The following is a 15,912-nucleotide window of genomic DNA, read 5'->3' on the forward strand; positions in this document are numbered from 1 at the left end:
GCGGCGGCCAGCACGTATTGCAGGTCTGCCGAGCCGTCCTCGTCCGGGGGCGTGCCCACGGCGATGAACTGCACGTCGGCGTGCTCCACGCTGGCGGCCACGTCGGTCGAAAACGTCAGGCGGCCGGCGGCGCGATTGCGCTCGATCAGCTCCTTGAGGCCCGGCTCATAGATCGGCACGCCTCCCGCATTGAGCATGGCGATCTTGCGTTCGTCCACATCGAGACAGAACACCGAATTGCCGAGTTCCGCCAGGCAGGCGCCGGTGACCAGGCCGACATAGCCGCTACCGATAATTGTGACTTTCATAGCAGAAGCTCCAGGACAAAAAGGGGCTCAACAAAAGACTGCGATCAGCCAAGCGCTTCGGAGCGGCGTGGGGCATAGGTTTCCCAGCGATTGCAGCCGGGGCACTGCCAGTAGAACAGCCGGGCGCGGAAGCCGCATTCGCGGCAGGTGTAGCGGGCAAGGTTGCGCGTGCGTAGCTGCAACAGGTCGCGGATGGCGGCCACTTCCGACGTCTGGTCCTGCGCGACGGCTTCGCCGCCAGCCGTGGCCACGGCGGCGCCATCGGCAGCGGCGGCTTCCACTGCCTGCATCTCCGCAGCCTGCGCCTCGAAGTACCGCGTCAGCGCCAGCAGCGTGGGCTGGCGGCGCAGCTGCTCGCGCATCAGCGCGGCGGCGGCCTCCGGACCGTTTACGTCCAGTTCGGTGCGATAGGCGGTATCGAGCAGCTCGGGGGCGAGGTTGCCCTTGAGCAGCCCGCGCAGCCAGTCGATCGCCTGGCCCTGCTCGCCCAGCGTGCCGTAGGCCTTGACCACGCGGTCGGCCACCAGCGGCAGGTAGGCCGGATCCTGCGTCTCAATGCCGAGCCAGTGGCCCAACGCGGCGCGGGCGTCGCCACTGGCCATCGCCACGTCGCCGAGCAGGATCGGCGCACGCACATTGGCCGGGTTCTCCTCGCTCGCGCGGCGCAGCCACGCCACGGCGTCTTCGGGACGCTTCTTCTGGAGCGCGTCCTGCGCCAGTTCGCAGCAGAACTGGGCGATCTGCACGCGGTAGTCCTTCTGCTCGAGCGTCTGCAGCTCGCGCGCGGCGTCGATGGCCTTTTGCCATTCCTTCTCGACTTCGTACAGTTCCAGCAGCACGCGCTTGGCCGACGCCGCGTACGGGCCCGACATCAGCCGGCGCAGCGACTCCTCGGCGCGGTCGAGCAGGCCGGCGCGCAGGAAGTCCTGGCCCAGTTCATAGAGCGCATGCTCGCGCTCGGGCTCGGGCAGGTCCGGGCGCGTGGCCAGGTTCTGATGGACGCGGATCGCGCGTTCGGTCTCGCCACGACGGCGGAACAGCGCGCCCAATGCGAAGTGGAGTTCGGTGGTTTCGGGGTCGAGCCGGGCCACCTCGACGAAGGCGTCGATGGCCTGGTCCGGCTGCTCGTTGAGCAGGAAATTGAGGCCCTTGAAATACGAGCGCGGCAGTGCGCCCTGCTCGCTGATCAACTGGCGCAGGTCGAGCCGCGCCGCCATCCAGCCAAGGCCAAAGACAAGCGGCAATACCAGCAGCCACCAGGTTTCAAACATCATGGGTCAGACTTTCGGGCCGACTACGTTATAGGGAACGCCGGGCTTGGCCTCGGGCGGCACGGTGTCCGCCGGCATCGGCACGCGTGCCTGGGCCAGCGCGCGGCGCAGCCGCGTGGCCTCCATCCGCTGACGCATCAGCGCCGGCGCCACCGCGGCCAGCGCCGCGACGATACCCAGCCCGAACGCGGCCAGCAGGATCAGGATCAGCGGCGCATGCCACACGGCGCCAAGGAACAGCTGCAGGGACGCATCCTCAGTGTTGCGCAATGCCAGGACGAACAGCAGGGCGAACAGGACGATGCGGAAAATCCAGGCGATGAGTTTCATGCGGTGACGGCCATCGGGACTCAGGACAGCGAAAGCATGGACGCACGTAATGTGCGCCATGGCTCCCGGCGACGGGTTCCCGGCATTGTAGCGGAATCACTTCAGGCAAACGGTAACGTTTGGTCGCGCGGCGCACCGTGGCGCCCCAAACAAAAAAGCGCTCCCGAGGGAGCGCTTTCCAACAGACTTCCAGATTGTCACCGCGTTCGCGTCAGGACCGAACCAGGTTGAGCTGGCCATCCTCGTGCAGCGTACCGGCCGGAGCCGACACCTGCGCGGCGTGGTCGCCATGCGAGCCATTACCGTGATGCACGGTCTGGCCGTGATGCGACGGCCCCGGGCTGCGGTCCACGCGTTCGCGCAACTCCTTGCCCGCCTTGAAGTGCGGCACCCGTTTTTCGGGCACCAGCACGCGTTCGCCGGACTTGGGGTTGCGGCCCACACGCGGAGGCCGCCGGTTCAAACCAAAGCTGCCGAAGCCGCGAATCTCGATGCGATGGCCATCGGCCAGGGCTTCGGACATCGCGTCGAGAATCGTTTTCACCGAGATGTCCGCATCCCGCAGCAACAACTGCGGAAAACGGGCAGCCAGTTTTTCGACGAGCTCGGACTTGGTCATGGGCGGTCTCGCGGGCGCGGGCGCTGACGATTACTGGTTGTCCTGGCCGAGCTTGGCCTTCAGCAGTGCGCCGAGGTTGGTCGTGCCAGCCGTGCCGGTGTCAGCCGCGAACTTTTGCATGGCTTCCTGCTGTTCCACGTTGTCCTTGGCCTTGATCGACAGGTTGATGTTGCGCGACTTGCGGTCCACGTTCACCACCAGGGCCGTGATCTGCTCGCCTTCCTTCAGCACGTTGCGGGCATCTTCCACGCGGTCCGCGGAGATTTCCGAGGCGCGCAGGTAGCCTTCCACGTCGTCAGCCAGCTGCACCACGGCGCCCTTGGCATCAACGGCCTTGATCACGCCGTTGACCAGCGAACCCTTGTCGTTGGCCGAGATGAAGTTGTTGAACGGGTCGCCCGACAGTTGCTTGATACCCAGCGAGATGCGTTCCTTGTCGACGTCGATGCCCAGTACCACGGCTTCCACTTCGTCGCCCTTCTTGTACTTGCGCACGGCCTCTTCGCCGGTTTCCTGCCAGGACAGGTCGGACAGGTGCACCAGGCCGTCGATGCCACCGGGCAGGCCGATGAACACGCCGAAGTCGGTGATCGACTTGATCTGGCCCGTCAGCTTGTCGCCCTTCTTGTGGTTGCGGCTGAAATCGTCCCACGGATTGGCCTTGCACTGCTTCATGCCCAGGCTGATACGACGCTTGTCTTCGTCGATATCCAGAACCATGACTTCCACTTCGTCGCCCAGCTGGACAACCTTCGACGGGGCCACGTTCTTGTTGGTCCAGTCCATTTCGGACACGTGGACCAGGCCTTCGATGCCGGCTTCGATCTCGACGAACGCGCCGTAGTCGGTCAGGTTGGTCACCTTGCCGAACAGGCGGGTGCCTTGCGGGTAGCGGCGCGAGATGCCCACCCACGGATCTTCGCCCAGTTGCTTCACGCCCAGCGAGACGCGGTTCTTTTCCTGGTCGAACTTGAGGATCTTGGCGGTGATTTCCTGGCCAACCGACAGCACTTCGCTCGGATGACGCACGCGACGCCATGCCAGGTCGGTGATGTGCAGCAGGCCGTCGATGCCACCCAGGTCCACGAACGCGCCGTAGTCGGTGATGTTCTTGACGATACCGTTGACGATGGCGCCTTCCTTCAGCGTTTCCATCAGCTTCTGGCGCTCTTCGCCCAGCGTGGCTTCCACCACGGCACGGCGCGACAGCACAACGTTGTTACGCTTGCGGTCGAGCTTGATAACCTTGAATTCGAGGGTCTTGCCTTCGTACGGCGTGGTGTCCTTGATCGGACGCACGTCGACGAGCGAACCGGGCAGGAAGGCACGGATGCCATTGACCATCACGGTCAGGCCGCCCTTGACCTTGCCGGTCACGGTACCAGAGATGATCTCGCCGTCTTCCAGCGCCTTCTCGAGGTTCAGCCACGATGCCAGGCGCTTGGCCTTGTCGCGGGACAGAATCGTGTCGCCATAGCCGTTCTCGAGCGCATCGATGGCCACGGAGACATAGTCGCCGGCCTGCACTTCGAGTTCGCCCTGGTCGTTCAGGAACTCCTCCACCGGCACGAATGCCTCGGACTTGAGGCCGGCGTTGACGACCACGAAGTTGTGGTCGATGCGCACGACTTCAGCGGAGATCACTTCGCCAGCCTTCATATTGGAGCGGGCGACGGATTCCTCGAACAGTGCGGCAAAGGATTCGTTAGTTTGCAGGTCGGACATAAACGTGTGTGAGCAGTCCGCAGTACGCTGGCCGGCGCGACAATCGCGCTCAGTCTGCCATCGCAGCGGGGTTAGTTGATGAACGCCTCGCACCGGTCATCCGGGGCAAGGCTCCAGCTGGCGCCGGACCGGTTCAACGCCCTACGGCGGCGTACCAATCCAGCACCTGCGCCACGGCTTCATCCACCGACATGTCGGAGGTATCGAGCCGTTGCGCGTCTTCGGCGGGACGCAGCGGGGCGGCTGCACGGGAACGGTCCCGCGCGTCGCGCGCCTCAAGGTCACGCAAAAGGTCTTCGATATTAGCAGAAATTCCCTTATCAATCAATTGTTTATAGCGCCTGCGGGCGCGTGCCTCGACACTTGCGGTCAGGAAGACCTTGAGGCGGGCCTCGGGAAAGATCACCGTGCCCATGTCGCGGCCGTCGGCCACCAGCCCGGGCAGCTTGCGGAAGCCGCGCTGGAGTGCTGTCAACGCATCACGCACCGGCTGGTGCACGGCGATGGCCGATGCCCGGTTGCCGATGGCCTCGGCACGGATGGCCTGGCTCACCTCCTCGCCGGACAGCCAGACCCGGTCCGGGCCGAACTTCACATCGAGGCCGGCCGCCATTCTTGCAAGGGTGGACACGTCCTGCAGGTTTACGTCCGCGCGGTCGCTCGCCAGCGCCACGAGCCGGTAAAGGGCGCCGCTGTCGAGCAGGTGAAAGCCAAGGGCGTCGGCCACCTTGTGCGCCACGGTGCCCTTGCCGGACGCCGTGGGGCCATCAATGGTGATGACGTCGATCATAGTCATTGGTTATTGGTGCGCTAAAAACTATTGATTTTGAAAATCAATTAGGAATCATTATCATTCGTTCCATGGCTCGCACGGGCGGCCTCCCCGCCACCCATCCCCACAGAACAGCCCGGGCGAGCCACCCCGAATCCCGAGCCAACTCCAAGAATGCGAGGCAATCTATCATGGCCAAGACACTGACTTTCGGCCTCATGCACCTGGGCATCGCCTTCAGCGTGACCTATGCGTTGACCGGCAGCCTGGCCATCAGCGGCGCCATCACCTTCATCGAGCCGGCCGTGAACACCGTGGCCCACTATTTCTTCGACAAGTTCTGGGAGCGGCGCGAACGCGGCGCGTCCGGCGTGGCCACCCTGCGCGCCGGGCACGGCGTGCCCGCCACGGCCACCATTTGACCGGAGTGACCGCTTACCGCGCCACCCCGGCAAACACCGAGAAGTACTCCGGGAATGTCTTGGCCACGCAGCCGGGTTCGTTGATACGCACCGGCAGCGGGCCGAATGCCGCCAGCGAGAAGCACATCGCCATGCGGTGATCATCATAGGTGCCGATGCCTTCGGCTGGCGTGCGCCAGTCGGCTGCAGATGCCGGTGGCGTCACACGCAGGTAGTCGGCGCCCTCTTCCACCGTGGCACCGAGCTTGCGCAACTCGGTCGCCATCGCCGAAATCCGGTCCGTTTCCTTGACCCGCCAACTGGCGATATTGGTCAGCGTGGTGGTGCCTTCCGCGAACAGCGCGGCCACGGCCAGCGTCATCGCGGCGTCGGGAATGTGGTTGCAGTCGAGCTCGATGCCGTTCAGCCGGCCGTCGTCGCGCTCGGTGCCGCGTACCTCGATCCAGTTGTCGCCGGCCATCACGTTGGCGCCCATCCGGTTCAGGGCATCGGCGAAGCGCACGTCGCCCTGGATGCTGGACAAGCCCACGCCTTCCACGCGCACCGGTCCGCCGCCAATCGCGCCGGCCGCAAGAAAATACGATGCCGTGGAGGCATCGCCTTCCACGTAGATCTCGCCCGGCGAGCGGTACCGGGCGCCGGCCGGCAGGATGAAGCGCTCCCAGCCCTGCCGCTCCACGTCGATGCCAAAGCGCGCCAGCAGGTTCAGGGTGATCTCGATATACGGCTTGGAAATCAGCTCGCCTACCACCTCGATCTCGATGCGGCCGGACGGCGCGCTGGCCATCGGCAGCGTCATCAGCAGCGCGGTCAGGAACTGGCTCGATACATCGCCGCGCACGCGGATCGGCGCGTCGATGCGGATCTGCGCCGGGTTGATCTGGAGCGGCGGGTAACCTTCCGTGCCGAGGTAATCCACGGACGCACCCACCTGTCGCAGGCCGTCGACCAGATCGCCGATGGGCCGCTCGTGCATGCGCGGCACCCCGGAGAGCCGGTACGTGCCGCCCTGCAGGGCCAGCGCCGCGGTCAGCGGACGGATCGCCGTGCCGGCGTTGCCCATGAACAGATCGGCCGATTTATTCGCAAAACTGCCACCCGAGCCGGTGACGATGCAGTCGCCGCCATCGCGCTGCCAGCTCACGCCGAGCACCTTCAGGGCGTCGAGCATGACGCGGGTGTCGTCCGAGTCCAGCAGATCGCGCACGCGCGTCTGGCCGGTGGCAAGCGCCGCCAGCAGCAGCACGCGGTTGGAGATGCTCTTCGAGCCGGGCAGCCGCACCGTGCCGGAAGCACGCGTCAGGGGGGCGAGGGTCAGATGTTCCATGATGTGGGCAGCTTCAGCGCTTCAGGGTTCGACGTTGGTGACAGCCGCACGCGCGGTGCCCCACTTCTGGCGGGCGCCGCTGGCCCGCGTGAACACGCGCTCCAGGCCCTCGGCATCACCTTCCTTGATCTGGGCCTTCAGGTGCGCGAGCACCTTCTCATAGGTGTCGATCTCGCGCAGCAGCGCCTCCTTGTTGGCGACGCAGATGTCACGCCACATCTCGGGCGAGGAGCCCGCGATGCGCGTGAAATCACGGAACCCGCCGCCGGCAAAGTCGAGCTTCAGCGCGGCGTCCTCGGCATTGACCAGTTGGGCGACCAGCGCGAAGGCCAGCAGGTGCGGCAGGTGGCTCACCGCCGCGAACACGGCGTCGTGCTGTACCGCGGACATCACATGGCAGTCGGCGCCCGTGGATTCCCACATCGCGCGCACCGCGGCCACATCGGTCCGCGCATTCTCCTGCAGCGGGCACAGCACCACCTTCTTGCCGAGGTAGAGGTCGTTCAGCGCCGCCTCCACGCCGCTCAGTTCGCGGCCGGCAATCGGGTGTGCGGGGACGAACTGGGCCACCTTGTCGCCCAGGGCGGTCTTGGCGGCCATGATTACGTCGGACTTGGTGCTGCCCGCGTCGGTCACGATCGTGCCGGGCTCCAGGTGCGGCTCCAGCGCGTGCAACAGCGCGAAGTTCTGGGCGACCGGCGCGCACAGCACAATCATGCTGGCGCCGCGCGCGGCGTCTTCGAGCGAGGCAATCTCGTCGATCACGCCCAGCAGTTTGGCCTTCTCGAGCGAAGCCGCCGAACGGCCCACGCCCACCACGGTGCCCACCACGCCTGCGCGCTTCAGCGACAACGCCAGCGAGCCGCCAATCAGGCCCACGCCGACAATCACAACCCGGGAAAAATGCAGAGCGCTCACGGTATCAGGCCACCAGCGTGGCAGAAAACTTAAAATCGGACATCTTCATCACTGCAATGCCTGCTCGAGCGCCGCGATGAACGCGGCGTTCTCTTCAGACAGGCCAATCGTCACGCGCAACCACTGCGGCAGGCCGTAGTTCGCCACCGGCCGCACGATCACGCCCTGCTTCAGCAGCGCCAGGTTCACGCGCGCGCCGGCACCATCGTCGGTGCCCACGCGGACCATGACGAAATTGCCGGATGACTTCACATGCTGGAGGCCAAGCCGGTCGAACGCGGCCACCAGCTGCGCCTTGCCTTCGCGGTTCAGCGTGGCGCTGCGGCCGAGGAAGTCGGCATCGCCAAGCGCTGCCACGGCGGCAGCCTGGGCCAGGCTGTTCACGTTGAACGGCTGGCGCACGCGGTTCAGCAGGTCGGTCAGTTGCGGCTGGGCCACGCCGTAGCCCACGCGCAGCCCGGCCAGGCCGTAGGCCTTCGAGAACGTGCGCGAGACCATCAGGTTCGGATACTTGCGCACCCACGCCACGGACTCGTACTGCTGGTCCGCATCGAGATATTCGTTATAGGCCTCGTCCAGCACGACCACCACGTTGGATGGCACTTTCGCCAGAAACGCCTCGATCTCGGCCGCCGGAATGAACGTGCCGGTCGGGTTGTTCGGATTGGCGATGAAGACCAGGCGCGTGTCAGGCGCAATCGCCGCAGCCATCGCGTCGAGGTCATGGCCGTAGTCACGTGCCTTCACCTCGATGGCGCGCGCGCCGACTTCCTGCGTGGCGAGCGCATAGACGGCAAACGAGTATTCCGCATAGACGATCGACTCGCCCGGCCGCACCAGCGCATGGGCGGCCAACTCCAGGATGTCGTTACTGCCGTTGCCGAGCGTCAGCCATTCAGCCGGGACATCGTACTTCGCCGAAAGCTTCGCCTTCAACTCGAAACCGTTGCTGTCCGGATAGCGGCCCAGCTCATCCATCGCCGCCGCAATCGCGGACTTGGCGGAGGCCGGCATGCCGAGCGGGTTCTCGTTCGAGGCCAGCTTGACGATACGCGCCTCGTCCAGCCCGAACTCCCGCGCCACCTCGGCAATCGGCTTGCCAGCGATGTACGGCGAGATCTTTCTCACATAGGACGGCCCAAAATAGTGGGCGGCATTCTGCGCGTCGTCGGTGGCGCGGCCGGGTTCTGCCATGTTCGCTCCTTGAACCTTACTTGCTGGACGGGTACGAGCCGAGCACCTTGAAGTACGCGGCGTTGCGCTTCAGCTCCTCCAGGGCGCGCGCCACGGCGGGCTCGTGCTGGTGGCCTTCCACGTCCACATAGAAGTAGTACTCCCACGCGCCGCTACGCGCGGGGCGCGATTCGAACCGGCACATCGACACGCCGTTTTCGGCCAGCGGCGCCAGCAGTTGGTACACCGCGCCGGCCTTGTTCGGCACCGACAGGATAAGAGACGTCTGGTCGCTGCCTGAAGGCTCGGTCTCATAGCGGCCGATCACGGCAAACCGCGTGCGGTTGTGCGGATCGTCCTGGATATGTGTGCGCACCAGATGCAGGTGGTAGCGGTTGGCCGCCGACTCCCCGGCGATGGCCGCCACGGTGGGGTCTTCGCTCGCCATGCGCGCGGCCTCGGCGTTGCTGGAGACGGCCTGGCGCTCCAGGTGCGGATAGTTGGCCGTGAGCCAGTGCTGGCACTGGGCCAGCGCCTGGGCATGGGCGCGCACCACGGTTACGCCCTTCATGTCCGGCGTGGAAGCCATCAGGTTGTGATGGACCTTGAGCGCAATCTCACCGCTGATCTTCAGCGAGGTCTGCAGGAACAGGTCGAGCGTGCGCGACACCGCGCCCTCGGTCGAGTTCTCCACGGGCACCACGCCATATTCGACGGTGCCGGCTTCCACGGCGCGGAACACCTCGTCGATGCTCGGGCACGGCACGCCGCTTACTTCATGGCCGAAATGCGCGTACAGCGCCTGCTCGGAGAACGTGCCGGCCGGGCCGAGGAACGCAATCTCAAGCGGCTTTTCCAGCCCACGGCAGGCGGACATCACCTCGCGCCAGATCGACGCCACGCTCTCGCCCAGCAGCGGGCCCGGATTGGCGGCCTGCACCTTGCGGATGACCTGCAATTCACGTTCGGGGCGAAACACGGGCGCGCCGTACTTCTTCTTGACCTCGCCCACATCTAGGGCGAGCTGGGCGCGGCGGTTCAGCAGCGCCAGCAGTTCGCGGTCCACCGCGTCGATCTGGCCGCGCAGCGGCGCGAGGTCGGCGGACAGCGCCTGCTCCTGGGCGCTGGGACCGGGGTTCCCTGTGGGCGGCGCGTCGTTGTTCGCGCGCTTGTCTTCGCTAGTCATGTCAAAGCCTGGTGGGCCGCGCCGGGGCGGCCGGGAAGAATCGGTGCAAACCCGCCGTCAGGCGGCAGTACGCTCGAATTCGCGCATGAAGTCGATCAGCGCGGTCACGCCTTCCAGTGGCATCGCGTTATAGATGCTGGCGCGCATGCCGCCCACGGACTTGTGGCCCTTGAGCTGTACCAGGCCGTTCGCGCGCGCCTGGGTCAGGAACGCTTCGTTGCGCGATTCATCGCGCAGGAAGAACGGTACGTTCATGCGCGAGCGGCAGCTGGGGTCAATCTCGTTACGGTAGTAGTCGCTCTGGTCCAGGAAGTCGTACAGCGCGCGCGCCTTGGCGATATTGCGCTGCTCGATGCCGGGCACGCCGCCCTGGGCCTTGAGCCACTTGAACACGAGCCCGGCGATATAGATCGCATAGGTGGGCGGCGTGTTGTACATCGAATCATGTTCGGCCACTTGGCGCCAGTTGAACGCCGACGGGCACAGCGGATGCGCGAAGCCGATCAGGTCCTCGCGCACGATGACGATGGTCACGCCGGCCGGGCCGATGTTCTTCTGCGCGCCGCCGTAGACCACCTGCACGCGCGACCAGTCGATCGGGCGCGACAGGATATGGCTGGACGCGTCGGCCACCACGATGCGGCCCTTGTCGTGCGTGCCGGTCTGGCCGATGTCGGGAATCTCCTGGAACTCCACGCCGACGATGGTCTCGTTCGTGCACAGGTGCACATAGGCCGCGTCGTCCGACAGCTTCCAGCTGGCGACATCCGGAATTTTCGTAAATTTACGATCCGCGCTCGACGCCGCAATATTGACCTCGCCATAGCGGCGCGCTTCCTGCTCGGTCTTGACCGACCACGTGCCGGTCACGACGAAATCGGTCTTCGGCTTGGCCGCATTGACGCGGCTGGCCAGGTTCAGCGGCACGATGCCATTCTCGCCAATCGCCCCGCCCTGCAGGAACAGGATGCGGAAGTTCTTCGGCACATGGAGCAGTTCGCGCAGATCGGCAAGGGCTTCATTGTGGATGCCCTCGAACTCGCGGCTGCGGTGGCTCATCTCCATGACCGACACGCCGGTGCCGCGCCACGACAGCATTTCCTCGGCCGCCTGCTGCAGGACTTCGGTCGGCAGCGCGGCCGGACCGGGCGAGAAATTGAACACGCGCTCGGCCACGTTGCGTTGCAGGCCAGCGAGGGCGGGATTCTGGGGATCGTTCATGGAGGAAGAAGGAAAAATGGCTGCCGGTTTGAACCAGGCAGCCATTATCCCTCAAACGCGCGCCGCTAGGGCAGCGGCTCGGCGGCCGGATCGGCCGTCGATTCCTTGCGGATCACTTACTTCGCAGCAGCGGCGATTTCCTTCTCGGCCGAGTCACGCATCGACTTGCCAACCTGCGGGCCGTACTTCTGCATCATCGAACCCCAGATTTCCTGGGTCGCCTTGCCCTGGTTGGCCATGAACTTCTGGCCCGTCGGCGACTTCAGGAACGTGGTCAGGTCCTTGATTTCCTGCGTGCTGTAGTACTTGCCGAACGCGTCGTAGTGGGCCTTGATGGCGTCCTGGCGGAAACCATCGGTGTTGAACGCCGTGCCGGCGCCATCCACCATGCGCTGCACTGCGCCGTTCTTCTTCAGCTTGTCGACAGCGGCCTGCTTCTGCTTGTCGTTCAGCGTCTTGTTTTCCACGAGGACCTGCTCGAGGACCAGCGGCGCTTCCTGCTTGGCGCCGTTCTGCCAGTTTTCGGCCTGGCCCTTCACGGCCTGGTCGGCCTGCATGACGGAGAGCAGTTCCTTGATGGCGGCGGTCTTGTCGGCATCCTGCGCCTGAGCGTGGGCGGCCTGGGCCACCATCATCGTCGGGACAAAAGCAGCCAGAACAGCAATACGTCGATAGGTTTTGAGCATTATGACTCCCTGGAAAATATGTCCGATTAGTCCGCACGGCCGTCTGGCGAGTTCCGGCCGTCGTCCTGTTGTTGCAACAAATTACGAATTCGCGTCCGCGTCGGTTGCGCCGTCGGCACCTTCCGCACCGGCGGTGCCAGCGGCACCTTCCACCACATCGGCGTCCGCATCCTCGGCACCCTCGATCCCGGCGCCATTGTCGGCATCGGTCTCGACGATCCGTTGCAGGCCCGACAGCTTGGTGCCCTCGTCCACGTTGATCAGCGTCACGCCCTGCGTGGCGCGGCCCATCTCGCGGATCTCGGCCACACGGGTGCGGATCAGCACGCCGCCGGTCGTGATCAGCATGATCTCGTCCTCGGGAGATACCAGCGCGGCGGCCACTACGCGGCCATTGCGCTCGCTGGTCTGGATCGCAATCATGCCCTTGGTGCCGCGGCCATGTCGAGTGTATTCCGAGATCGGCGTGCGCTTGCCGTAGCCGTTCTCGGTGGCGGTCAGCACGCTGCCCACCGCCGCGACGGCGCCCTCGGACCCTGCGTCGCCTTCGGTCGACGCTGCCGATTCGGCCGATTCCGCCACCGCAGTTTCTGCCGGCGCTACCAGCATGGCGATGACCGACTGGCTTTCCTCGAGATTCATGCCGCGTACGCCACGAGCCTGACGGCCCATCGGACGCACGTCGTTCTCGTCGAAGCGCACGGCCTTGCCGGCGTCGGAGAACAGCATCACGTCATGCTGGCCATCGGTCACGGCGGCACCGATCAGGAAATCGCCCTCGTCCAGGTCCACGGCGATGATGCCGGCCTTGCGCGGGTTCGAGAACTCGGTCAGCGCGGTCTTCTTGACCGTGCCGCGCGCGGTGGCCATGAAGATGAAGTGCTCGGCGTCGAACTGGCGCACCGGCAGAATCACATTGATCTTCTCGCCATCGGCGAGCGGGAACATGTTAACGATCGGGCGGCCACGCGAGTTGCGCGACCCCTGCGGCACTTCGTACACCTTGAGCCAGTACAGCCGGCCACGGTTGGAGAAGCACAGGATGTAGTCGTGCGTGTTGGCCACGAACAGCGTGTCGATCCAGTCGTCTTCCTTGGTGGCCGTAGCCAGCTTGCCGCGCCCGCCACGCTTCTGCGCACGGTACTCGGAAATCGGCTGGCTCTTCATATAGCCGCTGTGCGAGAGCGTGACCACCATGTCCTGCGGCGTGATCAGATCCTCGGTGTCGAGTTCGGTCGCGTTCAGTTCGATGGTGGAGCGGCGCTCGTCGCCGAATTCGGCGCGGATGGCGCCGAGTTCGTCGGAGATGATGGTCGTAATACGCTCCGGACGCGCCAGGATGTCCAGCAGGTCTGCGATCACCGCCATCACTTCGCGGTATTCCTGGACGATCTTGTCCTGCTCCAGGCCCGTGAGGCGTTGCAGGCGCATTTGCAGGATTTCCTGCGCCTGGCCGTCGGAGAGGCGATACAGGCCATCCGGTTGCATGCCGAACACAGCGGGCAGGCCATCCGGGCGATACGAGGCACGGCCGCCGGCAGTGTCGCTTTCGGCACGCGCAAGCATGTCGCGCACGAGGGCCGAGTCCCACGACTTGGCCATCAGCTCCTGCTTGGCGACCGGCGGCGTCGGCGCGGCCTTGATGATCGCGATGAACTCGTCGATGTTCGCCAGCGCCACCGCCAGGCCTTCCAGCACATGGCCGCGCTCGCGCGCCTTGCGCAGCTCGAACACGGTGCGGCGGGTGACCACCTCGCGCCGGTGCGACAGGAACGCGTCCAGCATCTGGCGCAGGTTCAGCAGGCGCGGCTGGCCGTCGACCAGCGCCACCATGTTCATGCCGAAGGTGTCCTGCAGCTGGGTGTTCTTATATAGGTTGTTAAGGACAACCTCGGGCACCTCGTTGCGCTTCAGTTCGATCACCACGCGCATGCCCGACTTGTCGGACTCGTCGCGGATGTCGGAAATGCCCTCGACCTTCTTCTCGGTCACCAGCTCGGCGATACGCTCGAGAAGTGTCCGCTTGTTCACCTGATACGGCAGTTCGTCGACGATGATCGCCTGGCGCTGGCCGCGGTCGATGTCCTCGAAGTGCGTCCGGGCGCGCATGACGATGCGGCCCCGCCCGGTACGATAGCCTTCGCGCACGCCCTGGATGCCATAAATAATGCCAGCCGTCGGAAAATCAGGCGCCGGCACCAGTTCGATCAGGTCATCCACCGTGGCGTCGCGATTGCGCAGCAGATGCAGGCAGGCGTCCACCACCTCATTGAGGTTATGCGGGGGGATATTGGTGGCCATGCCCACCGCAATACCCGACGAGCCATTGATCAGCAAATTCGGAATACGCGCCGGCAAAATACTCGGTTCTTTTTCAGAACCGTCGTAGTTCGGCTCGAAATCGACAGTTTCCTTGTCGATATCGTGGAGCATTTCATGCGCGATCTTCGACAGGCGGATTTCGGTATAACGCATGGCTGCCGCGTTATCCCCATCGACCGAGCCGAAGTTGCCCTGCCCGTCTACCAGCATGTAGCGCAGCGAGAAATTCTGCGCCATGCGGACGATCGTGTCATAAACGGCGGTGTCGCCGTGCGGGTGATACTTACCGATCACATCACCGACAATACGGGCCGATTTCTTATAGGCTCGGTTCCAGTCGTTATTCAGCTCATGCATCGCAAAGAGCACGCGCCGATGTACTGGTTTCAGGCCATCCCGGACGTCGGGAAGCGCACGCCCGACGATAACGCTCATCGCGTAATCCAGGTATGAGCGGCGCATTTCCTCTTCCAGGGAAACCGGAAGCGTTTCTTTGGCGAATTGATCCATTGCGGCTTGGTTTATGCGGCGGGTTTTAGCGAATGAGACCCTGGCCCCAGGAGCGCCGGCGGGGGCGCCTGTCCGGGACGGGCAACATGGCATTCTACCACGCGCGCCACCCCTTCCCGACGCCCACCGGACGGCCCGGAAACGGGCCCGCCGGCGCCCTCCGCAGCGCGGCGCCTACCGCCCGCAAGCTATACGGGACAAGGGTTTGCGGGCACCGCAAGAGTGATGTTGCACAAACACCACAGGCCCAAAACCCCAGGGTTGAATCGAATATATTTACTTCTTAGGAAACGAGCCTTGTGGCACAATTCCCCAGCGAAGAGCCAGACATTGTTCGAAGTGGAGCATCCACCACATCGAGAATGTTATACTCCGAAGAATGTATGACTTGTTTTCGTCCATTTGCTCGCAGTAACCCTGCGGTGATCTCATCCTGAGAGGAGAAATATGAAAAAATTTGCCAAGCTCGCGCTCGTTGCAGCTACCGCAGTAATGGCTGCATCCGCTCAAGCCCAGTCCGTCCCCTATGAAAAGAAGGCTGTGAACGACAACTGGGGCAACGGTACGAGCGAGTACGTGTGGAAGAATGGCACGAACGAGCTCTGCTGGCGCGACAGCTCCTGGACCCCGGCAACGGCCAATGCCCTGTGCGATGGCGCACTGGCTCCGGCTGCTGCTCCGGCTCCGGCACCGACCCCGGTGGCTCCTCCGGTTGTGTCGAGCGAGAAGGTCACTTTCGCAGCTGACACCCTGTTCGACTTCGACAAGGCTGTTCTGAAGCCCGAAGGCAAGGCCAAGCTGGACGACCTGGTCTCGAAGCTGCAAGGCATCACCCTCGAAGTGATCATCGCCGTGGGCCACACCGACGCGTTCGGTTCGGACAAGTACAACGATCGTCTGTCGATCCGTCGTGCTGAATCCGTCAAGGCTTACCTGGTGAGCAAGGGCGTGGAAGCCAACCGCGTGTACACCGAAGGCAAGGGCAAGCGCCAGCTGAAGGTGGATCCGAAGTCGTGCAAGGGCAACCGCACGGCACAGATCGCCTGCCAGCAGCCGAACCGCCGCGTGGAAGTCGAAGTGGTCGGCACCCGCAGCGCACGTTAATCGGATCCTCTCCGATGA

15 protein-coding genes are annotated in these 15,912 nt (G+C 64.5%); 2 read left to right on the forward strand and 13 right to left on the reverse strand.

The genetic code is table 11. The annotated features are described in order from the left end of the window. From AB4120_RS10290 to cmk, 6 genes are all read right to left on the reverse strand, one after another. Positions 1–308 (reverse strand): 2-dehydropantoate 2-reductase N-terminal domain-containing protein (locus AB4120_RS10290; RefSeq protein ID WP_441642207.1); only part of this gene is annotated, 308 nt, incomplete at its 3' end. A gap of 44 nt (positions 309–352) precedes the next feature. Next, the gene (gene lapB / locus AB4120_RS10295) at positions 353–1,582 is read right to left on the reverse strand and encodes a lipopolysaccharide assembly protein LapB (protein WP_149136526.1); all 1,230 of its coding nucleotides are present in this window, start codon (positions 1,580–1,582) and stop codon (positions 353–355) included. 3 nt (positions 1,583–1,585) lie between these two features. Beyond that, a complete protein-coding gene (locus AB4120_RS10300) occupies positions 1,586–1,909 on the reverse strand; it encodes a lipopolysaccharide assembly protein LapA domain-containing protein (protein ID WP_092298428.1) in 324 nt (107 codons plus the stop codon). A gap of 211 nt (positions 1,910–2,120) precedes the next feature. Continuing rightward, a complete protein-coding gene (locus AB4120_RS10305; protein ID WP_144197439.1) occupies positions 2,121–2,528 on the reverse strand; it encodes an integration host factor subunit beta in 408 nt (135 codons plus the stop codon). 30 nt (positions 2,529–2,558) lie between these two features. Beyond that, positions 2,559–4,346, reverse strand: coding sequence for a 30S ribosomal protein S1 (gene rpsA / locus AB4120_RS10310; protein WP_280527750.1), 1,788 nt, complete (start codon positions 4,344–4,346; stop codon positions 2,559–2,561). A 40-nt stretch (positions 4,347–4,386) separates the two neighbouring features. Next, the gene (gene cmk / locus AB4120_RS10315; RefSeq protein ID WP_149136527.1) at positions 4,387–5,049 is read right to left on the reverse strand and encodes a (d)CMP kinase; all 663 of its coding nucleotides are present in this window, start codon (positions 5,047–5,049) and stop codon (positions 4,387–4,389) included. A 167-nt stretch (positions 5,050–5,216) separates the two neighbouring features. Between cmk and AB4120_RS10320 the strand changes: the two genes are divergently transcribed. Continuing rightward, positions 5,217–5,447, forward strand: coding sequence for a DUF2061 domain-containing protein (locus tag AB4120_RS10320; RefSeq protein ID WP_262389472.1), 231 nt, complete (start codon positions 5,217–5,219; stop codon positions 5,445–5,447). A gap of 13 nt (positions 5,448–5,460) precedes the next feature. Here AB4120_RS10320 and aroA read toward each other — a convergent pair whose 3' ends face one another. From aroA to gyrA, 7 genes are all read right to left on the reverse strand, one after another. Next, a complete protein-coding gene (gene aroA, locus AB4120_RS10325) occupies positions 5,461–6,774 on the reverse strand; it encodes a 3-phosphoshikimate 1-carboxyvinyltransferase (protein WP_149136528.1) in 1,314 nt (437 codons plus the stop codon). 21 nt (positions 6,775–6,795) lie between these two features. Beyond that, complete coding sequence (locus AB4120_RS10330) at positions 6,796–7,692, reverse strand: prephenate dehydrogenase (RefSeq protein ID WP_149136529.1); 897 nt, start codon at positions 7,690–7,692, stop codon at positions 6,796–6,798. Positions 7,693–7,740: 48 nt separating this feature from the next. Beyond that, positions 7,741–8,886, reverse strand: coding sequence for a histidinol-phosphate transaminase (gene hisC, locus AB4120_RS10335; RefSeq protein ID WP_149136530.1), 1,146 nt, complete (start codon positions 8,884–8,886; stop codon positions 7,741–7,743). A gap of 16 nt (positions 8,887–8,902) precedes the next feature. Then, positions 8,903–10,051, reverse strand: a complete 1,149-nt coding sequence (gene pheA / locus AB4120_RS10340) for a prephenate dehydratase (protein WP_149136531.1) — start codon at positions 10,049–10,051, stop codon at positions 8,903–8,905. 57 nt (positions 10,052–10,108) lie between these two features. After that, positions 10,109–11,272 (reverse strand): 3-phosphoserine/phosphohydroxythreonine transaminase, encoded by a 1,164-nt coding sequence (gene serC / locus AB4120_RS10345; protein WP_144197431.1) that lies wholly within the window; start codon positions 11,270–11,272, stop codon positions 10,109–10,111. A gap of 116 nt (positions 11,273–11,388) precedes the next feature. After that, on the reverse strand, positions 11,389–11,958 hold the full coding sequence (locus tag AB4120_RS10350; protein ID WP_144197430.1) for a DUF2059 domain-containing protein: 570 nt from the start codon (positions 11,956–11,958) through the stop codon (positions 11,389–11,391). 81 nt (positions 11,959–12,039) lie between these two features. Then, the gene (gyrA, locus tag AB4120_RS10355) at positions 12,040–14,790 is read right to left on the reverse strand and encodes a DNA gyrase subunit A (RefSeq protein WP_441642208.1); all 2,751 of its coding nucleotides are present in this window, start codon (positions 14,788–14,790) and stop codon (positions 12,040–12,042) included. A 447-nt stretch (positions 14,791–15,237) separates the two neighbouring features. On the opposite strand from gyrA, the gene ompA reads away from it, so the two are divergent. After that, positions 15,238–15,894 carry an outer membrane protein OmpA gene (ompA, locus tag AB4120_RS10360; RefSeq protein ID WP_144197428.1) on the forward strand — a complete coding sequence of 219 codons (657 nt, stop codon included), beginning with the start codon at positions 15,238–15,240 and terminating at the stop codon, positions 15,892–15,894. The last annotated feature ends 18 nt before the right edge of the window (positions 15,895–15,912 follow it).

The sequence above is a fragment of the Cupriavidus sp. 2KB_3 genome, from assembly GCF_052115685.1.
GTDB classification, from domain to species: domain Bacteria; phylum Pseudomonadota; class Gammaproteobacteria; order Burkholderiales; family Burkholderiaceae; genus Cupriavidus; species Cupriavidus campinensis.

What these genes read in the sequence shown, in the direction of transcription:
- AB4120_RS10300 (WP_092298428.1), bottom strand. Translation starts at nt 1,909, where the DNA reads ATGAAACTCATCGCCTGGATTTTCCGCATCGTCCTGTTCGCCCTGCTG.
- ompA (WP_144197428.1), top strand. Translation starts at nt 15,238, where the DNA reads ATGAAAAAATTTGCCAAGCTCGCGCTCGTTGCAGCTACCGCAGTAATG.
- AB4120_RS10350 (WP_144197430.1), bottom strand. Translation starts at nt 11,958, where the DNA reads ATGCTCAAAACCTATCGACGTATTGCTGTTCTGGCTGCTTTTGTCCCG.
- gyrA (WP_441642208.1), bottom strand. Translation starts at nt 14,790, where the DNA reads ATGGATCAATTCGCCAAAGAAACGCTTCCGGTTTCCCTGGAAGAGGAA.
- AB4120_RS10305 (WP_144197439.1), bottom strand. Translation starts at nt 2,528, where the DNA reads ATGACCAAGTCCGAGCTCGTCGAAAAACTGGCTGCCCGTTTTCCGCAG.
- aroA (WP_149136528.1), bottom strand. Translation starts at nt 6,774, where the DNA reads ATGGAACATCTGACCCTCGCCCCCCTGACGCGTGCTTCCGGCACGGTG.
- serC (WP_144197431.1), bottom strand. Translation starts at nt 11,272, where the DNA reads ATGAACGATCCCCAGAATCCCGCCCTCGCTGGCCTGCAACGCAACGTG.
- cmk (WP_149136527.1), bottom strand. Translation starts at nt 5,049, where the DNA reads ATGACTATGATCGACGTCATCACCATTGATGGCCCCACGGCGTCCGGC.
- hisC (WP_149136530.1), bottom strand. Translation starts at nt 8,886, where the DNA reads ATGGCAGAACCCGGCCGCGCCACCGACGACGCGCAGAATGCCGCCCAC.
- pheA (WP_149136531.1), bottom strand. Translation starts at nt 10,051, where the DNA reads ATGACTAGCGAAGACAAGCGCGCGAACAACGACGCGCCGCCCACAGGG.
- AB4120_RS10320 (WP_262389472.1), top strand. Translation starts at nt 5,217, where the DNA reads ATGGCCAAGACACTGACTTTCGGCCTCATGCACCTGGGCATCGCCTTC.
- lapB (WP_149136526.1), bottom strand. Translation starts at nt 1,582, where the DNA reads ATGATGTTTGAAACCTGGTGGCTGCTGGTATTGCCGCTTGTCTTTGGC.